23 protein-coding genes are annotated in these 23,822 nt (G+C 66.3%); 7 read left to right on the top strand and 16 right to left on the bottom strand.

The window, feature by feature from the left end:
• Window positions 1-15 precede the first annotated feature (15 nt).
• Entirely contained in the window at window positions 16-915 is a 900-nt protein-coding gene (locus tag F572_RS0113010) for a histone deacetylase (RefSeq protein ID WP_017942527.1), read from the top strand.
• Window positions 916-947: 32 nt separating this feature from the next.
• On the opposite strand, the gene F572_RS0113015 is transcribed toward F572_RS0113010, so the two are convergent.
• Window positions 948-1,589: a bifunctional 2-polyprenyl-6-hydroxyphenol methylase/3-demethylubiquinol 3-O-methyltransferase UbiG gene (locus F572_RS0113015; protein ID WP_017942526.1), complete on the bottom strand. Its 642-nt coding sequence runs from the start codon at window positions 1,587-1,589 to the stop codon at window positions 948-950.
• A gap of 208 nt (window positions 1,590-1,797) precedes the next feature.
• Between F572_RS0113015 and F572_RS0113020 the strand changes: the two genes are divergently transcribed.
• The gene (locus F572_RS0113020; protein WP_017942525.1) at window positions 1,798-2,448 is read left to right on the top strand and encodes an SPOR domain-containing protein; all 651 of its coding nucleotides are present in this window, start codon (window positions 1,798-1,800) and stop codon (window positions 2,446-2,448) included.
• Window positions 2,449-2,457: 9 nt separating this feature from the next.
• Here F572_RS0113020 and F572_RS0113025 read toward each other — a convergent pair whose 3' ends face one another.
• Window positions 2,458-3,003, bottom strand: a complete 546-nt coding sequence (locus F572_RS0113025) for a cyclin-dependent kinase inhibitor 3 family protein (RefSeq protein WP_017942524.1) — start codon at window positions 3,001-3,003, stop codon at window positions 2,458-2,460.
• A gap of 128 nt (window positions 3,004-3,131) precedes the next feature.
• Between F572_RS0113025 and F572_RS0113030 the strand changes: the two genes are divergently transcribed.
• Complete coding sequence (locus F572_RS0113030) at window positions 3,132-6,275, top strand: error-prone DNA polymerase (protein ID WP_017942523.1); 3,144 nt, start codon at window positions 3,132-3,134, stop codon at window positions 6,273-6,275.
• Window positions 6,276-6,291: 16 nt separating this feature from the next.
• Here the strand turns inward: F572_RS0113030 and F572_RS0113035 are convergent, their stop codons facing one another.
• The 7 genes from F572_RS0113035 to F572_RS0113065 form a co-directional block, all read right to left on the bottom strand.
• Window positions 6,292-6,717: a HepT-like ribonuclease domain-containing protein gene (locus F572_RS0113035; RefSeq protein WP_017942522.1), complete on the bottom strand. Its 426-nt coding sequence runs from the start codon at window positions 6,715-6,717 to the stop codon at window positions 6,292-6,294.
• Entirely contained in the window at window positions 6,717-7,124 is a 408-nt protein-coding gene (locus F572_RS0113040; RefSeq protein WP_017942521.1) for a nucleotidyltransferase family protein, read from the bottom strand. The genes F572_RS0113035 and F572_RS0113040 overlap by 1 nt, the downstream gene beginning before the upstream one ends.
• A 63-nt stretch (window positions 7,125-7,187) precedes the next feature.
• Window positions 7,188-8,237: a glycosyltransferase family 10 domain-containing protein gene (locus tag F572_RS0113045; protein ID WP_017942520.1), complete on the bottom strand. Its 1,050-nt coding sequence runs from the start codon at window positions 8,235-8,237 to the stop codon at window positions 7,188-7,190.
• Window positions 8,234-9,199, bottom strand: coding sequence for a GDP-L-fucose synthase (locus tag F572_RS0113050; RefSeq protein ID WP_017942519.1), 966 nt, complete (start codon window positions 9,197-9,199; stop codon window positions 8,234-8,236). The genes F572_RS0113045 and F572_RS0113050 overlap by 4 nt, the downstream gene beginning before the upstream one ends.
• Window positions 9,192-10,277, bottom strand: coding sequence for a GDP-mannose 4,6-dehydratase (gmd, locus tag F572_RS0113055; protein ID WP_017942518.1), 1,086 nt, complete (start codon window positions 10,275-10,277; stop codon window positions 9,192-9,194). Before gmd ends, F572_RS0113050 begins: the two co-directional genes overlap by 8 nt.
• An 87-nt stretch (window positions 10,278-10,364) precedes the next feature.
• The gene (locus F572_RS0113060; RefSeq protein WP_026143092.1) at window positions 10,365-11,795 is read right to left on the bottom strand and encodes a mannose-1-phosphate guanylyltransferase/mannose-6-phosphate isomerase; all 1,431 of its coding nucleotides are present in this window, start codon (window positions 11,793-11,795) and stop codon (window positions 10,365-10,367) included.
• Window positions 11,796-11,800: 5 nt separating this feature from the next.
• A complete protein-coding gene (locus F572_RS0113065) occupies window positions 11,801-13,144 on the bottom strand; it encodes a phosphomannomutase/phosphoglucomutase (RefSeq protein WP_017942516.1) in 1,344 nt (447 codons plus the stop codon).
• A gap of 180 nt (window positions 13,145-13,324) precedes the next feature.
• Between F572_RS0113065 and F572_RS0113070 the strand changes: the two genes are divergently transcribed.
• Window positions 13,325-14,086, top strand: a complete 762-nt coding sequence (locus tag F572_RS0113070; RefSeq protein WP_017942515.1) for a class I SAM-dependent methyltransferase — start codon at window positions 13,325-13,327, stop codon at window positions 14,084-14,086.
• 110 nt (window positions 14,087-14,196) lie between these two features.
• On the opposite strand, the gene F572_RS0113075 is transcribed toward F572_RS0113070, so the two are convergent.
• From F572_RS0113075 to F572_RS0113090, 4 genes are all read right to left on the bottom strand, one after another.
• On the bottom strand, window positions 14,197-15,471 hold the full coding sequence (locus F572_RS0113075) for a diguanylate cyclase (protein ID WP_017942514.1): 1,275 nt from the start codon (window positions 15,469-15,471) through the stop codon (window positions 14,197-14,199).
• Window positions 15,472-15,557: 86 nt separating this feature from the next.
• The gene (locus tag F572_RS0113080) at window positions 15,558-15,950 is read right to left on the bottom strand and encodes a CBS domain-containing protein (protein WP_017942513.1); all 393 of its coding nucleotides are present in this window, start codon (window positions 15,948-15,950) and stop codon (window positions 15,558-15,560) included.
• Window positions 15,951-15,961: 11 nt separating this feature from the next.
• The gene (locus F572_RS0113085; RefSeq protein WP_017942512.1) at window positions 15,962-16,309 is read right to left on the bottom strand and encodes a hypothetical protein; all 348 of its coding nucleotides are present in this window, start codon (window positions 16,307-16,309) and stop codon (window positions 15,962-15,964) included.
• 3 nt (window positions 16,310-16,312) lie between these two features.
• On the bottom strand, window positions 16,313-17,824 hold the full coding sequence (locus tag F572_RS0113090) for a DUF1538 domain-containing protein (protein WP_017942511.1): 1,512 nt from the start codon (window positions 17,822-17,824) through the stop codon (window positions 16,313-16,315).
• 60 nt (window positions 17,825-17,884) lie between these two features.
• Between F572_RS0113090 and F572_RS0113095 the strand changes: the two genes are divergently transcribed.
• On the top strand, window positions 17,885-18,589 hold the full coding sequence (locus F572_RS0113095) for an SDR family NAD(P)-dependent oxidoreductase (protein ID WP_017942510.1): 705 nt from the start codon (window positions 17,885-17,887) through the stop codon (window positions 18,587-18,589).
• Between the two features lie 92 nt (window positions 18,590-18,681).
• A complete protein-coding gene (locus F572_RS0113100; RefSeq protein ID WP_017942509.1) occupies window positions 18,682-19,347 on the top strand; it encodes an OmpW family protein in 666 nt (221 codons plus the stop codon).
• Window positions 19,348-19,374: 27 nt separating this feature from the next.
• Here the strand turns inward: F572_RS0113100 and F572_RS0113105 are convergent, their stop codons facing one another.
• From F572_RS0113105 to F572_RS0113115, 3 genes are read right to left on the bottom strand one after another with little or no spacing between them, the layout of a single operon-like run.
• Window positions 19,375-19,797, bottom strand: coding sequence for an HIT domain-containing protein (locus F572_RS0113105; protein WP_017942508.1), 423 nt, complete (start codon window positions 19,795-19,797; stop codon window positions 19,375-19,377).
• Window positions 19,787-21,754: a M1 family metallopeptidase gene (locus F572_RS0113110; RefSeq protein ID WP_017942507.1), complete on the bottom strand. Its 1,968-nt coding sequence runs from the start codon at window positions 21,752-21,754 to the stop codon at window positions 19,787-19,789. The genes F572_RS0113105 and F572_RS0113110 overlap by 11 nt, the downstream gene beginning before the upstream one ends.
• A 3-nt stretch (window positions 21,755-21,757) precedes the next feature.
• Window positions 21,758-22,915, bottom strand: a complete 1,158-nt coding sequence (locus F572_RS0113115) for a ChaN family lipoprotein (protein ID WP_018158509.1) — start codon at window positions 22,913-22,915, stop codon at window positions 21,758-21,760.
• 118 nt (window positions 22,916-23,033) lie between these two features.
• Here F572_RS0113115 and F572_RS0113120 point away from each other — a divergent pair, with 118 nt between their 5' ends.
• On the top strand, window positions 23,034-23,813 hold the full coding sequence (locus F572_RS0113120) for an FkbM family methyltransferase (RefSeq protein WP_017942505.1): 780 nt from the start codon (window positions 23,034-23,036) through the stop codon (window positions 23,811-23,813).
• Window positions 23,814-23,822 lie beyond the last annotated feature (9 nt).

Raw genomic sequence — 23,822 nt, forward strand, 5'->3', positions numbered from 1 at the left:
GGCCGGGCTCGCTGTATGACGCTCTCGCTGGTGCATCATCCCGACTACACGATCGACCTGCCCGATGGGCATCCGTTTCCGATGGCGAAATTCCGGGTGCTCCGGGAACGGCTGGAGACGGAGCTGGCCGACACGGCAGTCACCTGGCTGCAACCGGAGATCGCCGCGCGGGCAACCCTGTTGCGGGTACATACGCCCGAATATCTCGACGACTTCCTGTCCGGCCGGACCAGCAAGGCCGCCCAGAGGCGCAGCGGGTTCCAGTGGTCCGAGGCACTGGTGGAGCGCGTGCGGCTGGAGACCGGCGGCACCCTGCTGACCGTGGAGGCCGCTCTGGCCGAGGGTCTGGCACTGAACACCGCCGGCGGCACCCACCATGCCCACGCGGGGTTCGCGAGCGGGTACTGCCTGATCAACGATATTGCGGTCGCAGCGGCCCATGCGCGCGCCGAGGGATGGGTCCGGCGCGTCCTGATCGTCGATCTCGACGTCCACCAGGGCGACGGCACGGCCGCGATCTTCGCGGACACCCCCGAGGTCGTGACCTTTTCCATGCACGCGGGGACCAATTTCCCGGCCCGCAAGACCCCCGGCGACCATGACATTGAACTGGCCCGACACACCGGCGACGATGCCTATCTGGCGGCCCTGCGGGATGTGCTGGCGGTCCTGCTACGGGACGTGCGTCCCGATCTGGTGATCTACGACGCAGGCGTCGACGTGCATGGCGCGGACCGACTGGGACACCTGGACCTGACGGATGACGGGATCGAGGCCCGTGACCGGCATGTGCTGCAGGTCTGCCGCGAGATGGCCACACCCGTGGCGGCGGTCATCGGCGGGGGCTACGACCGCGACATTGCTGCGCTCGCCGATCGCCATGCGATTATCCATCGGACCGCCGCGTATCTGTGACAAGCCCTTGCCCCGGGCAACCGCATGGCCCACTAGTCGTACGGCGGTGCCTGATCTTCCGGACCGGTATCACCGTCGGATATGGCTACGACCAGGCAGGAGGCGCGGCTGCCATGGGTGGTCAGCACCTGCCACTCCTCCACCGCTAGGCCGGCGGCGGCGAGCTGCGCGCGGAGATCGGCCTCGTAGGTCACGTGCCCGAAATCGATCGTTGTGATCCGCCGCAGCAAGGGTTTCAGGATCTCCATCCAGCGCACAGGGCGCCGCTGGATTGTCTGGGTGAACATGAAGCGGCCACCGGGTGCCAGCAGGCCCTTGCAGTGGCGCAGTGCCTGTTCCGGATCGGGTAGCAGCATGAAGCTGGCCGAGAAATAAACCACTTCGTAGGGCCCGGCCGCGTGGTCGTACACCGATTCCTGGCGCACCTCGACGCAGTCGGCCAGCGATGACCCCTCCAGCCGCTGGCGGGCCCGCCGGACGTAGTCGCCATCGATGTCGATGCCGGTCAGCCGCAATCGCTTGCGCCTCACGTCCCCGGCATTCGCCAGCAGCGCCCCGGCCGTGCCGATGCCCACATCCAGCACCCGGGCCCCGTCGGGCATCCGCTCCAGCGCCGCCGCGTACCAGCGAGCCGTCAGCCGGAGAATCAGGAAATCATAGATCACACTTCGCATCGGACTCCTCGGCAAAGCCCGGACGGGTATCGCAGAGACGAACCGGGCCCTGCGCATCCTCGCAGTTCGCCCTGTCGCCTTCCATCCCGATCGCCCGTTCCGGTACACCCCCATAAGTGGCATTTTGCTTGCATATCGACCCGAGAGGGCGGAAACGTCAACTATCCGTCGCACGACGGTGGGCCCGTCCCTCAATGACGAAAAGGCAATGATTGCCAAGGAGGGTCACAAGATGATCAATCTGTTCCTTACCCGACGCCAACTGTTCCTCCTGGTGCTGGGCACCCCGCTGGTTACGGTCCTGCTGTTCGTTCTGGGCGTCTTTTCGGGTGCCGCCATCGGCGCCCCCGGGCCACTTGTCGGCGAACCCGAACCGGCGGGGACCGAGACCACCACCAACTCCACTACGGCATCTGAAAGCACCCGTACCGGCCTGCTGGATGCCGCGGCACCCTTGCCGAGCCGCGACGGCGATGACGTTGCATACCCGCTCTTCTCACCGGCGCACCATTTCGGCCACATCGAGAGGGAAAACCGGGAAGCATCGGGGGTAGAACCTGCACCGCACCGTCAGGATGGGCCAACCGAAGACGCCACGGCATCCGATCCGCTGTATTCCATTCAGGCCGGCGTATTCACCGAACTGGAGAACGCCAGGAAGCTGCATCAGACACTGAAGGCGCGCGGGCTTACCAGCCGGCTGGAAGTGGTGGACGGACCCGATCCGGCCTCCGAACGCTACCGGGTTCGCATCGGGCTGTTCGACTCGCGAGTAGCCGCGACGGCCGCTCTGGATGCACAGGAAGGGGATACGCTCGCAGATGCGTTTATCGTCGAGCGTCCGTTGAACCGCTCCTGAAGTCGCGCCTCAGTCCGTTCGTGGCAGGCTGCCCAGGTAGCGTTCCTGGTCCGGGCTTTCGATCGCGCCGGGACGGGCGGACCGAACCTTCCGGATGGCCGCCTCCGGTGCTAGCCCGCGTTCGATGAGGGTCAGGGCGGCAATTGTACCCGCACGGCCCTGACCACCCCCGCAATGGAACGCCACGCGCTCCCCGTCCCGCAACCACTGGTGGATCCGTGGGCCGACGTCCCTCCAGCCCGCCTCCCAGGGGCGGTCCGGGGCAGCCATGTCGCCGATTGGAAGATGCAGCCAGCGCATGCCCACCGCCTGCACGCGCGCGCCCAGATCCGCCACCCCGAGATCCGACAATTCGCCTGGCTGGTTCAGGGTGACCACCACGCTCGCGCCCCAGCTGCGGAGCGCGTCCAGATCCGCCTGGACATCCTTCAGTGCACAGGTCGTTCGATCCCGGCGCTTGCCGGGGCATCGCGTCATGCCGATCGCCCCACCCTCGGGAAGCTGGATCGCCCCAATGTCGAGAGCGGGCTGTTCGTCGGTACCGGGCTGTATCACAAGGCGCTCCAGCGCGTCGGGAATGGCCCTTCAGTGTAGCGCTGGAGCAGACAGCCGGTGCTACCCATTCCTGCGCGAACGTGCCCGGTTTCTTGCGTATGGATCTATACTGTTTTTATATACAGTATATGGAGCCCACTTCATCCCCTCGACCCGAACCCCCTGCCTACGCCGAACTGACGAGCCTCAGCAACTTCTCGTTCCTGCGCGGGGCATCACACCCGGAGGAACTGGTCGAGCGGGCGCGTGCGCTGGGCTATCGCGCGCTGGCGCTGACCGATATCGCCTCGTTGGCGGGCGTGGTACGCGCGCACGCGGCGGCGAAGGACTGCGGGCTACACCTGATCCTGGGGGCGACCTTCCGGCTCGCGGACGGGCCCACCCTGACCCTGCTGGTGCGCAATGCGGCGGGCTACGCCGCCCTGTGCCGGCTGATCACCCGGGCCCGCGGCGCGGCGGACAAGGGGCACTATCATCTGTCGCGAGCCGATCTCGACACCCTGCCCGCCGAGGCCCGCACCGGCTGGCACGTCCTTCTGCGCCTTGAAGCCGAAGCCCCGGAGTCGAAGCTTGCCGACACGGCCCATTGGCTGGCCGCCTGGGCCACCCCGGACCAGGCCCATCTGGCCGTAAGCCAGTTGCGTACCCCGGAAGATGCCCCCCTGGCGGCTCGCGCGCGGGCGCTAGAGGCCACCACTGGACTCCCGATCGTCGCCTGTGGCGACGTGCACATGCACCGCCGCGGCCGGCGCGCCCTGCAGGACGTGCTGACCGCCCTGCGCCTGCGCACCACCGTCGCGGAGGCGGGGCAGGCGCGCTTCCCCAACGGCGAACGCTGCCTGCGCCCACGCGACGACCTGGCCGCGCTCTACCCGCCCGCCTGGCTCGAGGCCAGCGTGGCCATCGCGCAGGACTGCGACTTCTCGCTGGATGCCGTCACCTACCGCTACCCCACCGACCCGCTGCCGCAGACCATGACCCCGGCCGCCTACCTGCGCGAGGAAACCCTCAAGGGGGCACGGCAGCGCTGGCCCGACGGCATTCCGCCGAAGGTGGTGGAACAGATCGAACGCGAGCTCGGGATCATCCACGAGCTGGGCTACGAGCCCTACTTCCTCACCGTTTACGACATCGTCTGCTTTGCCCGCGGCCGCGGGATCCTGTGCCAGGGGCGCGGCTCGGCCGCCAATTCGGCCGTGTGTTATGCCCTCGGCATCACCGCGGTGGATCCGTCGCGCTCCAACATGCTGTTCGAGCGCTTCATCTCCGCCGAGCGTGGCGAGCCGCCGGATATCGACGTCGACTTCGAGCACGAACGCCGCGAGGAGATCATCCAGTACATCTACCGGCGCTACGGCCGCGAGCGCGCCGCGCTGGCCTGCACGGTGATCCGCTACCGCCGCCGCAGCGCCCTGCGCGATGTCGGCCGGGCGCTGGGCATCTCGCGCGCGCGGCTGGATGCGCTGACCGCCAACCTCGCCTGGTGGGACGACGGCATCCCCGCCGAACGCCTGCGCGAGGTCGGACTGGACCCGGACGGCGCCCTGGCCCGGCAATGGCAGACCCTGACCGCCGAGCTGCGCGGCTTTCCGCGCCACCTGTCGCAGCACACTGGCGGCTTCGTGATCGCCGAGGGCCGCCTGGACGAGCTGGTGCCCATCGAGAACGCCGCGATGCCGGAACGCTCGGTGATCCAGTGGGACAAGGACGACCTCGACGCGGTCGGCCTGCTGAAGATCGACGTACTGGCGCTGGGGATGCTCTCCTGCGTGCGCCGCGCGCTGGAGCTGATGGCGCAGCACCGCGGCCGCGACTGGGGCCTGGCCGACATCCCCGCCGAGGATCCGGCGGTCTATCGCATGCTGCAGAAGGCCGACACCCTGGGCGTGTTCCAGATCGAGTCGCGCGCGCAGATGAGCATGCTGCCGCGCCTGAAGCCCGCGAACTTCTACGACCTGGTGATCGAGATCGCCATCGTGCGCCCCGGCCCGATCCAGGGCGAGATGGTGCACCCGTATCTCAAGCGCCGGGCCCACCCGGAGCGGGTGCGCTATCCGAACGAAGAAGTGAAGCGCGTGCTCGGGCGCACCCTGGGTGTACCGATCTTCCAGGAGCAGGTGATCGAGCTGGCGATGGTCGCGGCCGGTTTCTCCGCCGGCGAAGCGGACGGGCTGCGCCGCGCGATCGGGGCCTGGCGCCGCACCGGCCAGCTCGCGCGCTACCGCGAGCGCCTGATGAAGGGCATGCGTGAACGCGGCTATCCGGAGAAATTCGCCGAACAGCTCTACAAGCAGATCCTCGGCTTCGGCGAGTACGGCTTCCCCGAGTCGCACTCGGCCAGCTTTGCGCTGATCACCTATGTCTCGTCCTGGCTCAAGTGCCACGAACCGGCGATCTTCGCCTGCGCGCTGCTGAACAGCCAGCCGATGGGCTTCTACGCCCCGGCGCAGATCGTCGCCGACGCCCGCCGCCACGGCGTGGAGGTCCGCCCGGTGGACGTGCGCCACAGCGACTGGGAGTGCACGGTGGAACCGCTGGCCGGGAGCGACGCGCTGGCCCTGCGCCTGGGCCTCAACCGCGTCGGCGGGCTGGCCCGCGACGTCGCCGAGCGCGTGGTCACCGCCCGCGTTGAGCGGCCATTCGCGGACGTGCCGGACCTGGTGGCACGCGCCGCCCTCACCCGCGCCCAGGCCAATCGCCTCGCGCGCGCCGACGCGCTCAAGGGCCTGGCCGGCAACCGCCACCAGGCACGCTGGGCGACCGAGGCGGTGGAGGAGCCCCTGCCGCTGTTCGCCGAGGGTCCGGGCGAGACCGTGCGCGAGGCCGACGTGACCCCGTTGCTGCCCCGCCCGGATGCGGTGGACGACCTGGTGCAGGACTACGCCACTACCGGGCTGAGCCTGGGCCCGCACCCGTTGGCACTGATGCGCCCGTCCCTGGAACAGCACCGCCTGGCCACCGCCGCCCGGCTACTCGAACAGCCCGGCTACAGCGGGGCCCGCTATGCCGGCATCGTGATTACCCGCCAGCGGCCCGGCTCGGCCAACGGCACGGTGTTCCTGACCCTGGAGGACGAAACCGGCACGCTCAACCTGATCGTCTGGCCGGACCGTGTGGAGCGCTTTCGCGCCGAGGTCCTGCACGGCCGCCTGCTGGAGGCCCACGGCGAGTGGCAGTACAGCGAGGGCGTCGGCCACCTGATCGTGCAGCGCCTGATCGACCGCAGCACCTGGCTCGGCGAACTCGCCACCCACTCCCGCGACTTCGGCTGAACCGGGGATGGGCTGGCTACGAATTCCCGGAGGCTTTGCGCACGGCGCCCGCCATCGCCTTGCAAAATACTTCCAGGTCATTTAGATGGTCGGTCAGAATCAGAAGAACCTTTGCCGGATCGACGCTCTGATATCCGTGAACCAGGATGTTACGAAACCCTGCCATTGCCGCCAGGACTTCTGCCAAATCCGATTCGATCACATCATCCCAAGCGAGGAGAAAGAACAACTGCCGGTTACTCTCCGGCTCCCCCAGCCGTCGTTCCGAAACCCAGTGCGAGGCAGCATCCAGAGCGGCCTGAATGGCCAACTGCAGAGTATGTTCGACGAATCGTCGTTCCCTGACATCACTCTCCAGGTGCTCCGGGCGGGCCAACTCCTTTAACTCGCGCACACAGGTCTCGATAAAAGCCAGCTTCTTCTGCAGGAGAGCGCGATCCATCATGCGTTTCCTGCCTGGCGATACTCCTCCAAGTACGGAAGAAGATCGAAATACCGGTTACGGGCATCGACTTCGAAGGCAATCCTGCGCGACGCGTCGGATTCGAACACGACAATGCCATCCCGCAGCACCCGGTGGATCAGGTCTGCGCCTACCTTGTGAAGATCGATCAAGTCGACCGTGCACCCGGTCGCGTCTTCGAGATCCATCTGCAGGAGCGCAAGTGGATTAAGGAGACCCTCAGCCACGGGTTCGACCATCAGTACTGCGAGATCAATGTCACTCCCCACCCGTGCTTCTCCACGGCTGTGACTACCGAACAGGTACGCACAAACCACCCCCGGCTCGGCCGAGAGGCGTTCACCCAGAACGCGGGCGATTATGGGGCTTTCGATTCGAGGAGCCATTTCCGGATTCTCCGGCGCACATCGCGTGTTTGCAAGACACGCTCCAGTCGTCTCCGGGTAGCGTCAAACGCGACCGGCGAGGTGGCCGATGCGCTGGCTGAGTTTTTCCCAGGCGCCCTCCAGGGCGGCCAGCGGGTCGCGGCGCCGCAGGGCGCGACGAGAATGGATCCACTGCCCCGTGGGACCAGCCGGCTCGGTGTCGTGTGCAGCCTCGATAATCCGCGAGACCACGGCGAACTGGTTGTACTCCTCCAGCACCCGGCGCCGGGCCTCGAGGATGTGTGGCAGGCGCTGTTCATACTCGTTGTCGCGGATGGCGCGGCGAATGCGTTGTGCCGTCCCTTGCACGTCTTCGATATCAATCGCGATAAAGCTCTCCGGCGGGAAATAGTCCGCCGCATTGGGCGCGCCGTAGTAAAACGGGAGCGTCGCGCCGAGAAAGGCGTCCGCCAGCTTCTCGGTCCAGTGATGCGCGCCCACGTAATTCTCCACCGCCAGATGGTACCGGTACGCGTCCAGGCACTCGGCCTTGTCATCCAGCGGCTGCACCCCCTTGCCGAAGATCTCCAGTTCTGGCAGCTCGGCCTTCAGCGCCCAGGTGAAGTCATAGCGCCGCCGGTGCAGAGTGTGGCGCTGGCGTTTCGCCGAACACATGGTGGCGATCTCGCGGGTCTTCTCCAACGGCGGGTTCGCCCGCATCTCGTTGTACGGCCGCTCGCCCTGACTGCCGAAACCGTAGTACCAGAGCATCCCCTGCTGGGAATGGATGCGCCGACGGTGCTTGAGGGCCCATTCCGGGTGCGAGGTCAGCACGCGACCAAACTGCCGGGTAAAACGCCGGCCATAGGACTTGATGGACGGCGGCTCCATGGTTACCAGCAGAGTGCGCTCGGCCCCGCAGGCCAGTTGCTCGCTGTAGTGTCGGTTGCGCCCGGTGTTGGAAGGAAATTCGTCGTAGACCACCAGCCAGTCGTAGTCCGTGGCCTGGGGGTCGAAGACGAACTTGCAGCGCCCCCAGCGCGCCTCGCCGCCCGGCAGCTGGTGGCGCCAGATGCTCTCGCGCATGGTCGAGAGGAACTTGACCCGGATTGGACGCGACACGGGGTCCGTCACGGCCTCTCCCCGCCGCGTTCCAGGAATTCGGCATAAGCTCCCGCGAGGCCCTCTTCAAGTTCGATCCGGGCCTTCCATCCGAGCGCCGTGAGACGCGACACGTCCAGCAATTTGCGCGGGGTACCGTCCGGGCGCGAGGTGTCAAACCGCAGTTCGCCTTCAAAGCCCACGACCCGGGCCACCAGCTTCGCCAGGTCGGCGATCGGAAGATCCTGGCCGGTACCGACGTTGATATGGCTCAGCATCGGCTGGGTGTGCTCTTCGTAGGTCGCGTGATCGAGGTTCATCACGTGTACGCAGGCCGCCGCCATATCATCCACGTGCAGGAACTCGCGGCGCGGCGTACCACTGCCCCAGACCGTCACGTGATCGGCGCTGGCCTGTTTCGACTCGTGGAAGCGTCGAATCAGACCGGGGATTACATGGCTGTTCTCCGGGTGATAGTTGTCACCCGGGCCGTAGAGGTTGGTCGGCATCACCGAGCGGTAATCCGTGCCGTACTGCCGGTTGTAGCTCTCGCACAGCTTGATGCCGGCGATCTTGGCAATCGCGTAGGGCTCGTTGGTCGGCTCCAGCGGCCCGGTCAGCAGGGCCTCCTCGGGGATCGGCTGCGGCGCCTCGCGCGGATAGATGCAGCTGGACCCGAGAAAGAGCAGCCGCCGCACGCCCGCGATGTGCGCGCCATGGATCACGTTCGTCTGGATCGCCAGGTTGTCGCGGATGAATTCCGCCGGATAGTTGTTGTTGGCGTGGATGCCCCCGACCTTTGCCGCCGCCAGATAGACCTGGTCCGGGCGTTCCACGCGCATGAAGGCCTCGACTGCGGCCTGGTCCGTCAGATCCAGCTCCGCGTGAGTGCGGGTCAGCAGTTCCACACCTGGCCAGTCCTCGAGCTGGCGACAGATGGCGCTGCCCACCATACCGCGGTGCCCGGCGACAAAGACACGTTGCGGTTTACTCATGGCGGCTCAGGGTCCGGTAACCATGGTCGCGCACCAGCTCATCGCGCTCGGCGCTGCGCAGGTCCTCGCGCACCATCTCCGCCACCAGTTCGTCGAAGCGGATGCGGGGCTCCCAACCCAGTTCGCGCTTGGCCTTGCTGGCATCCCCCAACAGAGTCTCGACCTCGGTGGGGCGAAAATAGCGCGGGTCTACCGACACGATGCAGCGTCCCTTGTCGTCAAAGCCCTGCTCATCCACGCCCTCGCCGCGCCATTCGATGCGCATGCCCAGTTCGTGCGCCGCGGCATCGACGAAGTCGCGCACGCTGTGCTGTTCGCCGGTGGCGATCACGTAGTCGTCCGGGGTGTCCTGCTGCAGCATCAGCCACTGCATCTCGACGTAGTCGCGGGCATGGCCCCAGTCGCGTTTCGCGTCCAGGTTGCCGAGGTACAACCGCTCCTGCAGCCCGAGTTTGATGCGCGCGAGGGCACGGGTGATCTTGCGGGTGACGAAGGTCTCGCCGCGCACCGGGGATTCATGGTTGAACAGGATGCCGTTGCAGGCGTACATGCCGTAGGCCTCGCGGTAGTTCACCACGATCCAGTAGGCATACAGCTTGGCCACCGCATACGGGCTGCGCGGATAGAACGGGGTCGTCTCGTCCTGCGGAGTCGCCTGGACCTTACCGTACAGCTCCGAGGTGCTGGCCTGATAAAAGCGCGTGGTTTGCTCCATACCGAGGATGCGGATCGCCTCCAGCACGCGGAGCGTGCCCAGGGCATCGGAGTTGGCGGTGTACTCCGGCTCCTCAAACGAGACCGCGACATGCGACTGGGCGGCGAGGTTGTAGATCTCGTCCGGCTGTACCTGCTGAATGATGCGGATCAGGCAGGTGGAATCGGTCAGGTCACCGTGGTGCAGGATGAACCGACGATCGCTCTCGTGCGGGTCCTGGTAGAGGTGGTCAATGCGATCGGTATTGAACAGCGACGAGCGGCGCTTGATACCGTGCACCTCGTAGCCCTTTTCCAGCAGGAATTCGGCCAGATAGGCCCCGTCCTGTCCGGTGATCCCGGTGATCAATGCCACTTTGGCCATGTCGACTCCCGCTACCGGGCCGCCCGGCAGGCAGGCGCGGCCCAAAACGCGAAATCATAGCATTCCCGACGCGCCCAGTAGGCGCGCTCAGGCACGACCGTAGACATCCTCCAGCCGCACGATGTCATCCTCTCCGAGATAGCTTCCGGACTGCACCTCGATCAGCTCCAGTGGAAGCGTACCCGGGTTCTCCAGGCAATGGACCTGGCCGATGGGGATGAAGGTCGATTCGTTTTCGGTGACCAGGTAGTTCCGTTCGCCGTTGGTCACGCGCGCGGTCCCGCTGACGACCACCCAGTGCTCCGCGCGATGGTGATGCATTTGCAGCGAAAGGCGCGCACCGGGGCTCACGGTGATGCGCTTGACCTGGTAGCGCGAGCCGGTGTCGATGGATTCGTAGCACCCCCAGGGGCGATAGACCACGGTGTGGTCCACGTGCTCGCTGCGGTTGGCCTCCTTCAAGCGTTCGACGATGCGCTTGACGTCCTGGACCCGGTCGCGGTCGGCCACAAGCACCGCGTCCCGGGTCGCCACCACGGCCAGATTGCGCAGCCCGATGCCCGCCACCAGCAACCCGTCGGCGTCCACCACGCAGCCTTCGCTGTCCTCCAGCAGGCAGTCGCCGCGCAGCGTGTTGCCGTCCTCGTCCATCCCGCGAACGCCCGCCAGGGCGGACCACGAACCGATGTCGCTCCAGCCGGCCGCAAGCGGCGTCACCGCCGCGTGTTCGGTGCGTTCCATCACGGCGTAATCGACGGAGATATTGGGGGCCGCGGCGAAGGCCTCCGGATCCACCCGCAGGAAATCCAGATCCTCGCGAGCCCCATCCAGGGCCGCGCGACAGGCCGCCACGATTTCGGGCTCAAAGCGCTCCAGCTCATCCAGGTACTGCGAGGCCCGGAACACGAACATCCCGCTGTTCCAGAGGTAGTCACCGCAATCCACGTACTCGCGGGCCGTAGCGGCGTCCGGCTTCTCAACAAAGCGCTCCACCCGGGCGCCAGCCTCGCCCAGCGCCTCGCCCTGCTGGATATAGCCATAGCCCGTTTCCGCGGCGGTGGGCACGATGCCGAAGGTCACCAGATGACCCGCATCCGCCAGCGTCACGGCCCGCGCCACCGCTTCGCGGAAGGCCCCGGCATTCCCGATGTGGTGATCCGCGGCCAGCACCAGCAGCAACGGGTCGCGCCCTTCGGCTCGGGCCTGCAGCGCGGCCAGGGCTATCGCCGGCGCGGTGTTGCGCCCCTCTGGCTCCAGCAGGATGCGCGCCTGCTCGATACCCGCGGCGCGCAACTGCTCGGCGGCCAGGAAGCGGTGCTCGACGTTGGCCAGCACCATCGGTGGGGCCGCGCCCAATCCTTCCAACCGCTGCGCCGTTTGTTGCAGCAGGGTCTGCTCCCCGGTCAGAGGCAGAAACTGCTTGGGATAATGGCTCCTTGACACTGGCCACAGGCGAGTACCCGAGCCACCGGCCAGGATCACCGGTTGCAGTTCGGTCCGGCTTTGCGTCTGTTCCATCGTCCTCAACCCCGTATCAGGCGGGAAATCTCGTCCACGCGGCGTTCCAGCAAGACCGGATCCGCGCGGGTCTCCACATTCAGCCGCAGCAGTGGCTCGGTATTGGAACTGCGCAGGTTGAAACGCCAGTCGGCGAATTCCAGGCTCACGCCATCGGTATCATCCTGCGCGCCACCCTGCCCGGCGTATGCCTGAAGGACGCGTCCGGTGGCTACCGTGACGTCCTCGACCTCGAAGTTCAGCTCGCCACTGCAGGGGAAGCGCGCAATCCGCTCCCCCACCATCTCGCCCAATGACTGTCGCCGCCGCCCCATCAACTCGGCCACCCGCAGCCACGGCAGCATCCCGGTATCGCAGTAATAAAAATCGCGAAAGTAGTGATGGGCACTCATCTCGCCGCCGTAGATCGCGTCTTCGTGGCGGAGCCGCTCCTTCATGAAGGCATGCCCGGTCTTCGACTGGATCGGTTCGCCCCCGGCGGCACGCACCATCTCGATGGTATTCCAGGTCAGGCGCGGGTCATGGACGATACGTTCTCCCGTATGTCCCTCCAGACAGGCCTCGGCGAGCAGGCCGACGATGTAATAGCCCTCGATGAAGTTTCCGTCGGCATCGAACAGGAAGCAGCGATCGAAGTCCCCGTCCCAGGCCACACCCAGATCGGCGCCATGCGTCCGCACGGCCTCGGCGGTGGCGGCCCGGTTCTCGGGCAGCAATGGGTTGGGGATGCCATTGGGGAAACGGCCATCCGGCTCGAAATTGACCCGGACCAGCTCGAACGGCAGATGCGCCTCCAGGGCCTCCAGCACCGGACCCGCCCCGCCGTTTCCGGGATTTACGACGATCTTCAAAGGCGGCAGCGCATCACGATCCACCGAGGCCAGCAGCCGGGACACGTAATCGGCGCGGTGGTCGAGATGTCGTACCTGGCCATTGGGCATTGGGCGGAAATCGCCCCGCTCGGCGCGTTCGCGGATCGCCTGCAGCCCGGAGTCGCCGCTGATCGGCCGCGCCTCGCTGCGCACGAGCTTCAGGCCGTTGTAGTCCAGCGGATTGTGACTGGCGGTCACCATGATCCCCCCGCCCGCGCCGTAATGTGCCGTGGCGAAATACACCTCTTCCGTCCCGCACATGCCGATATCGGCCACGTCGCTGCCCCCGGCCGTCAGGCCTTCGGTCAGCGCCCGCGCCAGTTCCGGGCTGGACAGGCGGATATCGTGTCCGACCACGGTTCGTCCCGGACGGATCTCCTCGGCAAAGGCACGGCCGATCCCTCGCACGACGTCCGCGTTGAGTTGATCCGGCACCCGGCCGCGCACGTCGTAGGCCTTGAAACAGTCGATCTTCATGCACTCCCCTTCCTGCGATATTCAGTCCCCGTCCTGGTGGGGACCGCGACTCTTCGTTTCATGATACATAGCCGAATCGCCCCATGGCGCCCACTCGGTACCAACAGGGTAAACGGCGTTACTTGACGTTCCGGGCTCATGCCCCCGAACATGGTGTGTTTATCCAACGAGGAGAAGTCGATGAGTGAGCCGCAAGTGAAGACCGAGGAGAAGAAACAGCATTTTGACGACATCTACGTCGCCGAGACCCCGGTGCCGTTCAAGGAGCGCATCATCGACGCGCTCGACTACATCTCCGACGACTTCAACCGGCAAACCTTCGACCGGCTGATCCTTCCCTGGGCCGAACAGCAGGCCGCCGCCGGCAAGACCCTGAACTACGTGGATCTGTGCTGCTGCTTCGGTAACACCACGATGGCCGCCATCCACAATATGGATGTCGAGGCAATCCGCGCCAACTGGGCCGACGAACAGGCGTGCAAGACCGTCGCCGCGCCGCGCCGCCTGCCGATGAAGACGACCGGGATCGATATCTCCGGCAATGCGCTCGCCTATGGCAAGAGCGCCGGCCTGTTCGACGAGACCTTCGAGGCCGACCTGAACCAGCCCGCCCCGGAGACCCAGGCCGGGATCGAAAAGGCCATGGCCGATGCGGACATCGTGATCTCCACCGCGTCGCTGGTCTACCTGGATCCGCCGGCGATCGAGAAGCTCGTGCGCTCCTTTGCGGAGACCCAGCGCGAGGGTTACATGCTGGTCAACTTCCTGAACCCCTTCGCGCTGGAAAAGGCCGACGCGACCAAGCGTCTGCTGCTGGAACATCTGGAATTCGTGGGCAGCACCGCCAGCCGTCACCGTCGACTGTCGCCGCTGGAGCAGGAAAACTATCCGGGCGAGGACTGGGCCCTGCTGGAGATCTGGGTGCTGCGCCGCCGCGCCTAGTTCGAGGCACCGCGCCCAAACCGGGATATCCCATCCCGCAGCGAACGGGCCGGCCCTTTTGGGTCGGCCCGTTTTCGTTGGCAGGATTGGCGCGTACCCGCGCCCCCAGCTCAGAGCAGGACCACGCGATTCCGTCCCGCCTCCTTCGCCTGATACATCGCCTCGTCGACTCGACGGGCCAGCGTCTTGGGGGTGTCGCCCGGCCGCATCTCGCTTACACCAAAGCTTGCCGTTACGGAGGTCGGGCACGGCGTCTCCATACGGGCGACGGCGTTGCGCAATTTTTCCGCCATGGCCTCGGCGCCGCTGCCGGTGGTCTCGGGCACCACCACCATGAACTCCTCCCCGCCCCAGCGGCCATGGGAATCCGCCTCGCGCAGGGCCTCCCGGACCGTTCTGGCGAGGCGCTTGAGGACCTCGTCCCCGATCTCGTGGCCGAAGTTGTCGTTGAAGTCCTTGAAGTGGTCGATATCGAACATAATCAGCGACAGCGGACGCCCGTACCGACGACTCCGCTCGATCTCGGTCTCGAGCGTGTTGCCCAGACTCAGCCGGTTCGCCAGGCCGGTCAGCCAGTCGGTATGGGCCAGCCTGCGGATCTCGTCCTCCATCCGCACACGATCGGTTACGTCCTTGCCGATCGAGACATAGTGGGTCACCTCGCCCACCGCGCTGGTGACCGGGCTGATGCTCTGCTCAATGTGCATCAGTGATCCGTCACGGCGACGGTTCACGAACTCGCCGCGAAAGGCCTCGCCCCGATTCAGGGTCTCCCACATATCGCGATAGAACGCCGGGTCCTGTTGCCCCGACTTCAGAATGCGCGGAGTCTGCCCCAGGGCCTCGTTGCGGCTGTAGCCGGTCTGTTCCTCGAAGGCGGCATTCACGTAGGTGATCGTGCCGCCGGGGTCGGTAATCAGCACGGGATCCGCGGATACTTCCAGCGCGGTCGACAGGAGCCGCAGTTCGTCATCCCGGCGCCGCTCATCGGTGATGTCCTGCTGTACCGACACGAAGTGGGTGACCCGACAGTCGTCATCCTCCGCGTGCACAGGGGAAATATGCCAGCGCACCTGGTACCAGGATCCGTCCTTCCGGTAGTTGGTCGTCTCGCCATCAAAACACTCGCCACAGGCGAGTGCCCCGTGCAGACGGTCCAGCACTTCGCGCGCGGTGGCCGGGCCCTGCAGAATACGCGGGGTCTGCCCCAGTACCTCGTCACGAGAATATCCGGTCATGCGCTCGAAGCCGGCATTCACATAGACGATGCGCGGGCCGGCATCCAGATCGGCATCCGTGATGACCACCGAGTTGTGCGACTGCTCGATCGCGGCATCCAGAAGCCGGAGTTTCTCGAACCCCTCGATGAACGACATGGGCGGCATAACACGGCCTTCCGGAAACGAATGGGCGCGGGTCCTAGCCCGCGCAGGATGCGGTCCAACTTCGGACCGGTCCGCCGCGGCGGGGTTCAGTCCATGTCGGCCATCTCGAGAATGGAGCCGACGATGTCGCTGGTGGTCACGATGCCTTCCAGTTCGTTGCCCTTGAGCACCACCAGACGGCGAATCCCCTGGCTCACCATCAGGCGCGCAACGTACTTGACGTCCATCTCGGCCGGCACGGTAATCACCGGCTTGGTGCAGACATCATAGACGTTCGACAGGTCGATATCGCCCTCCTCCGCCACGATGGTCTTGAGGATAGTCGTGTAGGTGATGATGCCGTAGGCGTCGTGCGGGTGCTGTTTTTCCACCACCAGCGACTTCACGCCATGCTTGCGCATGAGCTGCATCGCTTCGCGCAGCGGTGCCAGCGGCGAGACGGTAACGACATTGGGTCTGAGAATTTCGCTTACCAGCATGATGCTCTCCGTCAGAGTTCTTCCTTGACCTGTTCCTGGAACTGCTCGATCTGGTTGCGCCCGATCCCGGCGAGGTGGGCCACATCGACCGTAAAAGCGATGCCGCGCGGGTCATTGGCCAGATCCAGCTCCTTCGAGATGCACTTGAGTACATTCAGGGCCACCTTCTTCTCCAGTACCCACAGCAGGACCGACTGGCTGCCCTCGTAGGTCATCCCGAGAAACGTCTTGCGGGCCTCGGCGCCGATGCCGCGCGCATCCATGATGGTCACGCCACCCGCGCCGGCCGCCTTCGCCGTGGCAATCGCCTGTTCCTCCAGGTCATCGGAAAGGACGGCCACCAGTGCGGAAAATCTCATTGCTTACTCCTCCTGCCGCTCGTCGCGAGCGAACCAGCGTTCGTAAAGATCCACGGCGATCGCGTAGAGCATCACCGTGACAATGGGGAAAATCGAGGCAAACGCGATCAGGCCGAAGCCATCGATGAGCACGTTGCGGTCCTCCAGATGCGTGGCAAGGCCGATCCCCAGTGCCGTCACCAGCGGCACGGTGACCTCCGATGTGGTCACCCCGCCCAGATCGAAGGCGAGTGCCACGATCTGCTTGGGCGCGAGGATTGTCAGCACGATCACCAGCAGGTACCCGCCCATGATGTAGTGGTGGATGGAATCCCCCGCGAGGATGCGATGGACCCCGATCGTGATGCCAATCGCGACGCCAAGCGCCACCAGGATCCGGATCACACTGCCCCGCAGCGAGCCCCGCGCCGCCTCCTCGGCCTTCTGGCCGATCGCGATCAACGCCGGTTCCGCCATCGTCGTGGCAAACCCGATGGAAAAGGCAAAGACATAGACCCAGAAGAACAGCTCGTTGGTGATCAACTGCTCCGCCATGCTCTCGCCAATCGGGAACAGTCCCAGCTTGAGCCCCACCACGAAGGCGTACAGCCCCAGCACCACCAGAACGAAGCCGAAGATCACCCGTGGGAGATACGGGATGCGCTTGCGCAGCACGAAATACTGAAACACCACGATAACCGCGATGATCGGCGCCACATCGCGCAGCATCAGGAGCAGGTCCATCCCCATCGCGGATGCCCAGTGCCGCTGTCCGCTCCCTGGCAGATCCGTATCCGGGTCCATCGCGGCGGTCTCGGTACCGGTCGGGGCCGCCACATCCGCGCCGGCAAATACGATGATGCCGTAGAGCTGCACGGTAATCATCGGCACCATCACCGCCAGTGCGACCAGCCCGAAGCCGTCGCGCAACGGATTGCGCCCGCTGATCGAGGCGGCCAGCCCCAGCCCCAGGGCGGCCACCAGCGGCACGGTGACGATGTTCGTGGTGACCCCGCCCGAGTCATAGGCCAGGCCCACGATCTCCTCCGGGGCAAAGAAGGTCACTAGCACCACCAGCACGTAGCCGCTCAGGATGTACCAGTGCAGCGGGTGGCCCATCACCGTGCGCAGGATCCCCAGTGCCACCACCGCCCCAACCGACAGGGCGACGATCAGGCGCAATATGAAACCCTCGATTCGCCCCTCGCTGATCAGCTCGGCCTGTTCCGCCACGGCGATCAGGGCCGGCTCCGCGATCACCGTGGCAAACCCGAGGGTAAAGCCGAAGGCCATGAGCAGCAGCAGCGAGCCACGCCGCGCCAGGGCATTGGAGAGGTTCTTGCCAATGGGGAAAATCCCCATTTCCAGCCCCTGCAGAAACAACGCCACACCGAACACCACGATGGCCAGCCCTGCCACCATCGACAGCAGACCATCCGGCATCGTGCGCAGTACGAGTGCCTGGAACACCGCCACCACAATCACGATGGGCGCCAGGTTGCGCGCCGCGTGACCCAGGGTGTGGAGAAAGTTCATGCGCTCCCTTGCCGGGGTATCGCCCCGGAATCAATTCCCCGCGTGGTGGTCGCAGGGTGTATGAAATCCCTGCAGATACCCTATCGCGCCTTAGTCATCGGCGCCACGGGCGGCCTCGGCGCCGCCTTCCTCCAGCATCTTGAAAACGACCCGAACTGCGCACAGGTGGTGGGCCTCGGGCGCAGCACCCACCCCGCCGTGGACCTTCTGAACGAGACCAGTATCGAGGCCGCGGCAAACTGGCTAAAGGAGCAGGCGCCGGAATGGGACCTGATCATCGACGCCACCGGCGTCCTGACCATTGACGGCCAGGGACCGGAGAAGCGCCTGCGCGACCTCGACCCGACGATCATGGCACAGGCCTTCGCCGTCAATGCCATCGGTCCGGCGCTGTTGTTCAAGCATCTGACACCACTGCTCCCGCGCGGCCGCAAGGGTGTCCTGGCCACCCTGTCCGCCCGGGTCGGCTCCATCGAGGACAACCACCTCGGCGGCTGGGTCAGCTATCGCGCCTCCAAGGCCGCACTCAACCAGATCGTCCGCACCACGGCCCTGGAAATGCGTTTCAGCCATCGCCAGGCCGTCGTGGTCGCCCTGCAGCCCGGGACCTGTGCCACGCCCCTGTCGGAGCCGTATCGTTCGCGCGCACCCGAGGTGCTGAGCCCTGAGTACGCCACTGGACAGCTGCTGGCAGTCCTCGACCGACTGGACGCCGAGCAATCCGGGAGCTTCCACGACTTCGAGGGCCAGCGTCTCCCCTTTTGAAAACCGTCGCCGGAAATGATCTGCATCAACGAATACTGATACGCGCGGCGCGATAGTACCTCCGAACAATCACGCCTTCGGAGGAACCGAAAATGCGACGCACCCTGACCTTCCGCTCCCTGGCGCTGGCCGGCCTGCTGGCCCCCGCCGCCCTGATCCCGGCCCACGCCACCGCCGCCAATGCCGATGTCTCCGCCGGCGACTGGCTGCTCCGTGGCGGCCTGACCCATGTGGCCCCCAAGTCCGACAATGGCAACCTGGATGCAAGCGGCCTGGGCCTGAGTGCAACTGCACCAGCTGACGTCGGCTCCAACACCCGCCCTTCCGGCAACATCACCTACATGATGACCGACAATCTGGGCCTGGAACTGCTGGTCGCCATCCCATTCAAGCATGATCTGAACGTTGGCGGTGTCGACATCGGCAGCACGCGCCACCTGCCGCCGACCCTGAGCCTGCAGTACCACTTCAACACCGGTACCGCGGTCCGCCCCTACGTTGGCGCCGGCATCAACTACACCTACTTCTTCGACGAAGATACGGCGTCGGTCACATTGGGGCAGGATGTCGACCTGGATGATTCCTGGGGCGCCGCAGTGCAGGCCGGGATCGACTTCGCGGTGGACGACAACTGGTTCGTGAACGCCGAAGTGCGCTGGATCGACATCGACACTGACGTGTCTCTGGGCGGCGCCCATCTCGGCACCGTCAATATCGATCCCTGGACCTTCGGGATGAACGTCGGCTACCGCTTCTAACGCAAGCTGCACCAGAAAGACGCCGGCCTAGCTGCCGACGTCTTCTACGAGGCCGAGGATCCGCGCGATGCGGGCCTCGGCCTCTTTCATTTCCAGGCCTCGGGATTTCGGCGCACCCCAGACCGGACCGGGCCAGGCCGGGTCCCCCTCGAAGCGTGCCACATGGTGCAGGTGCAACTGCGCGACGATGTTGCCGAGCTTGGCCACATTGAGTGCCCGGGGGGCAAAGGCCTCCTCCATCGCTCGCGCCAGTGCCCCCGATTCGCGGGCCAGCTGGACCGCATCCTCGGCGTCCAGGTGGTGCAACTCCTGGAGGTCGTCCCGCCGTGGCACCAGGATGAACCAGGGATAGTCGAAGTGATCCATCAGCCGGACACTCGAGAGCGGCCACTCGGCGACCGACCAGGTATCCGCCGCCAGGCGCCCATCCAGCTGGAACTTACTCACCATCGTCGAACCTCTGCCAGACTCCCGGCTGCGACCAGAGACCCGTACGCCAGGCCCCGTCCGGTTCCTGCAGCAGGTAACTGTAGTGCGACCGATGGCGCAACGCCGCGGCGACATCGCCCCGGGCATCCCCGTCCGCGCCGCTGGTCACGACCAGCCGTGTCTCCGGCACAGTCCAGGCCCGTGGACCGGTCTCCGTACCTGCATCACCCTCCACCGCGCCAGGATTCCGTGGCAAGCCTCGTGCTTCCAGCCAGTCGGCCACGCTGGAATGGGAACCCAGCAGGATTCGCGCCCCGTCCGAATCCTCCGCAATATCCGGGACCCGGCCGAGCCAGGGTGCGACCTCGGCCGCCGCGGCGTTCCCCAGTGTGACGATCCGCGTGTCCGGGTCCAGCGCCGCCTGCCGCAGGATCGCGGGTGACTCGTCCGGGGCCAGCTGACGGAACAACCGCCAGTCCGGGTCGACTGCGATCGCCCGGGGGCGGCTGGAAGTCTCGAGCGAAACGGATGTCCGCTCGCCATTGAGCATCACCCAGTGCGTCTCGTGCCCCGCCCCGGTGTCCACCACCAGCGGGACATACAGGTCCCATGGGTCGTGATCGTCCGCCTGACGCAGAAGCCCATGGACCACCCAACCGGTTTCGCGCTCCTCCCGCCGCAGATCCGTCAATTCCAGCGCCGGCGCCCCGGCACGGTCGATCCACTGGGCAAAAAACGGTCGCAGATCCTGGTCGGTCACCTCATCGAAGGCCGCGATCACGGCATCCCAGTCCGCCTCGCGAAAGCGCCACTCGTCGTACAGGGTCCGTGCACCGGCCCGGAACGCCTCGGCCCCGATCCGATCCTCCAGCATCCGCCACAGCATCGCCCCTCGGTGATACCCGGCGATGCGCGCCGCCCCGGAGTTCCCGCCGCGAAAACTCGCGTGCGGGCGATCCTCACCGGCCGGGAGTGCCGCGTAGTCCCGCAGCCACTGTCCCCGTTCCTCGCGCCCTTCCCCGCGTTCTCGCTTGAACTGGTAGTCGGCCATGTAGGTCGTCAACCCCTCCGACCAGTTGCCGTCCACCGCATCCACATACACCCCGGTGCCCCACCAGGCGTGCAGCACCTCATGCCCCAGCGAGGTATGCGGGATGAACGGCAGCGGAATCACGCGCTCCCCCAGCAGGGTAAATCCCGAAAACGCGAGCCCCACCGGTCGGGGACTCGCGGCCATCGTGAAGGTGTCGAAGGGATACCGCCCGATCTCGTCGCTGAAGCGCTGCAGGTACCCGGCCGCCTGGTTCCGGTAGGTCTCGCCAAAGCCTTGCTCCAGGCCCTCCGGGAACAGGGTGCGGACCGTCACCTCGCCGGCCGCGCGCTCGCCGGATACCCACGGACCGGTCGCCACGGCCAGTGCGCGCCCCGCCGGGTGTTCGTAGATTGCGCGGTACTCACTACCATTCGATTCCTCGGCCACGCGCGAGCCCGACGCAACCACGAGATGCCCGCCGGTCGTCGTCAGCTCGATCCGCACTGCGTGGGGCTCGGCGTCCGGTCGCCGTGGATACCAGTCCGCTCCGGGCGGAAGATAGCCGCCCCGAGAATCGAGGAAGCCGCTGCCCGGCCGCGCATCCTCCAGAGCGGGAAGCCGCGCGCCGTAGCGGATCACCAGGGCACCGGCATCAGGCTCCGGCGCACGCACCAACTCCAGCCAGCCATCCTCGCTGCGTTCATAGGCAACCGCCTGCCCGCCGAGCGAAACGGTGTCCACTGCAATGCCCGGATCCAGCCGGAAGCGCCGCAGCGACTCCGGCTCGACACTCCCCGGGTCTGCCTCGAAGCGTCCCTCCAGGAGGGCCTGCTCCGGGTCGAGTTCGATCTGCAGCGTCACCCCGTCGAATCCCGCCGCGGCAGCGACCGGGCCGGTCACCAGCCACAGCACCGCGGCAACGCCAGCCATGCCCCATGCATGCATCGGTCAGTCTCCGTACGGGAAACGCGCCACGCGCTCGAGCCGTTCGCCTTCGCGCTCGATCTCCAGCGGCAGCCAGGTACCGGGTGCCACCGCCTGCACCACCCGCTGCAGATCGCCCGCGGCCCGGATCGGGCGTTCGCCCGCCTGCAACACGCGATCCCCCGCCTGCAGCCCCGCAGCATCCGCCACCGAGCCCGGCTGCACGCGCAGGACACGAATACCCGGCGCGTCATCCCCCTCCAGGTGCACCCCCAGCAAAGCGCCGGAGGTCTCGAAGCGGTCATCCTGCGGGACGCCAAACAGCGCGTCGGCCAGGGCCGGATCGCTCTCCCGGCAGCTACCCGGTTCGCGCGGCAGCAACACTGCGGTATCGGTCACGCCCAGATCCGCCAGCTGGTGGGGTACCCCGTACCCGTATTCCAGATGCCCGGAACCGATGATGGCAGCCACCAGCGGGGGCTGCTCGCCGCCCTCCTCTAGCCGGTCGGCGATGGCCCCCGCCATCATGCGATCCCAGGCCACCTGGGTCGCGACAAAGCGATCCGCGTCCGGACCCATCCCGGCCGGGTGGCGTTCCAGCACCGCCTCGAGATACGCCCGATACCCGTCACTGGGCTCGGCCGGCGGGGAGACGCCGTCCCGGGTTTCCGTATCCACGGCCTCCCAGCCCTCCTGCCCGAGACGGCGAATCTGCTCGCGCTCGAGATTCAAGGCCAGCAGCGGAACCCCATGGACCCGGGCGAAGTGCAGGATGGGCCAGTACAGGTCGGGATCAAAGCCCCAGTGCGTATACCAGCCACTTTCCTCCAGGAAGGTCTCGGGATCGAGTTCGCCCGCGACCCAGGCGTCGAGGACCGGTTGCCTGGAGCGCGGCAGCATCTCCAGCCCGATCACCAGGTCCGGACGATGGCCGAGCAGCGCGGCCAGGGTGCCCAGTTGCCAGCGATGGTGATCCATCCGGTCGTGGCGTTCACCCAGCAGGACTGCATCCCGAGTCGCCAGATCGCGATACAGCCCGGCGACATCCAGTGCCTCGCCGCCCGGCGACACCCAGGCACCCGGAGGCGGACACTCGTCGGCGCCCTGCGCCGTGCCCGCCAGCAACAAGGCCACAAGCCCCAGGGTCCCGAACCGCTTGCTCAACCACACACCTGCGTTCATTCAACACTCCTCGTCCCGAGCGGCCAATGGAGATTCGACGCCCGGCCGCCAACCCACCTGAAGACCCCGTGGCGCCACGGGCGTTCCCCCGGCGCGCCCCCTCGGTTAGCCTGCGGGGATGAACACCACTTCGCAAAGCCCCTCGCGCCGGGTCTGGCTGGACCAGATGATCGGCGTGTTCCGGTCCCTGGTCATCTATCGCCGCCCCGGACGCCAGCGGGGACTGCAACGAATGTATGCCCCGTTCATCCAGTCCGGGGATCTTGTGTTCGACATCGGCGCGCATGTGGGCGACCGCACCCGTGCCTTCGCCGACCTCAGCGCGCGGGTGGTCGCCCTGGAGCCCCAGCCACAACTCATCCCCTGGCTGCGCCGGGCCGTACGGGGCCGCTCGGGCGTCTCGATCCGGCGCGAGGTCGCCGGGCCCCGCCCCGGTTCCGCCCAGCTGCAGGTCAGCCGTCGACACCCGACCGTTTCTTCGGCCTCGCGCCCCTGGGTCCAGTCCCTGCGCAGCCGCAATCGCAGCTTCAAGCACGTGCACTGGGACGACGAGATCACGGTCCCCATGGTGACGCTCGACCAGCTGATCGAGGAATACGGCACCCCGGCCTTCTGCAAGATCGACGTGGAAGGCCTGGAGGCCGAGGTGCTGCGCGGGCTCACCCACCCGATACCCGCACTGTCGTTCGAGTTCGTGGCCGGCGCGCTGGACGTCACCCGCGACTGCATTGGGCAACTGGATGAACTGGATAGCTACACGTACAACCTGATCCGCGGCGAGCGGCGCGAGTACCAGTTTTCCGACTGGCAGTCCGGCACGGCGATCCTGGCCTGGCTGGAGGAACATGGCGAACGCCTGGGTTCAGGGGATCTCTACGCTCGCCGGCCACCTGCTTGACGCATGCCG

The sequence above is a fragment of the Thioalkalivibrio sp. ALE14 genome, assembly GCF_000376845.1.
Taxonomy (GTDB): domain Bacteria; phylum Pseudomonadota; class Gammaproteobacteria; order Ectothiorhodospirales; family Ectothiorhodospiraceae; genus Thioalkalivibrio.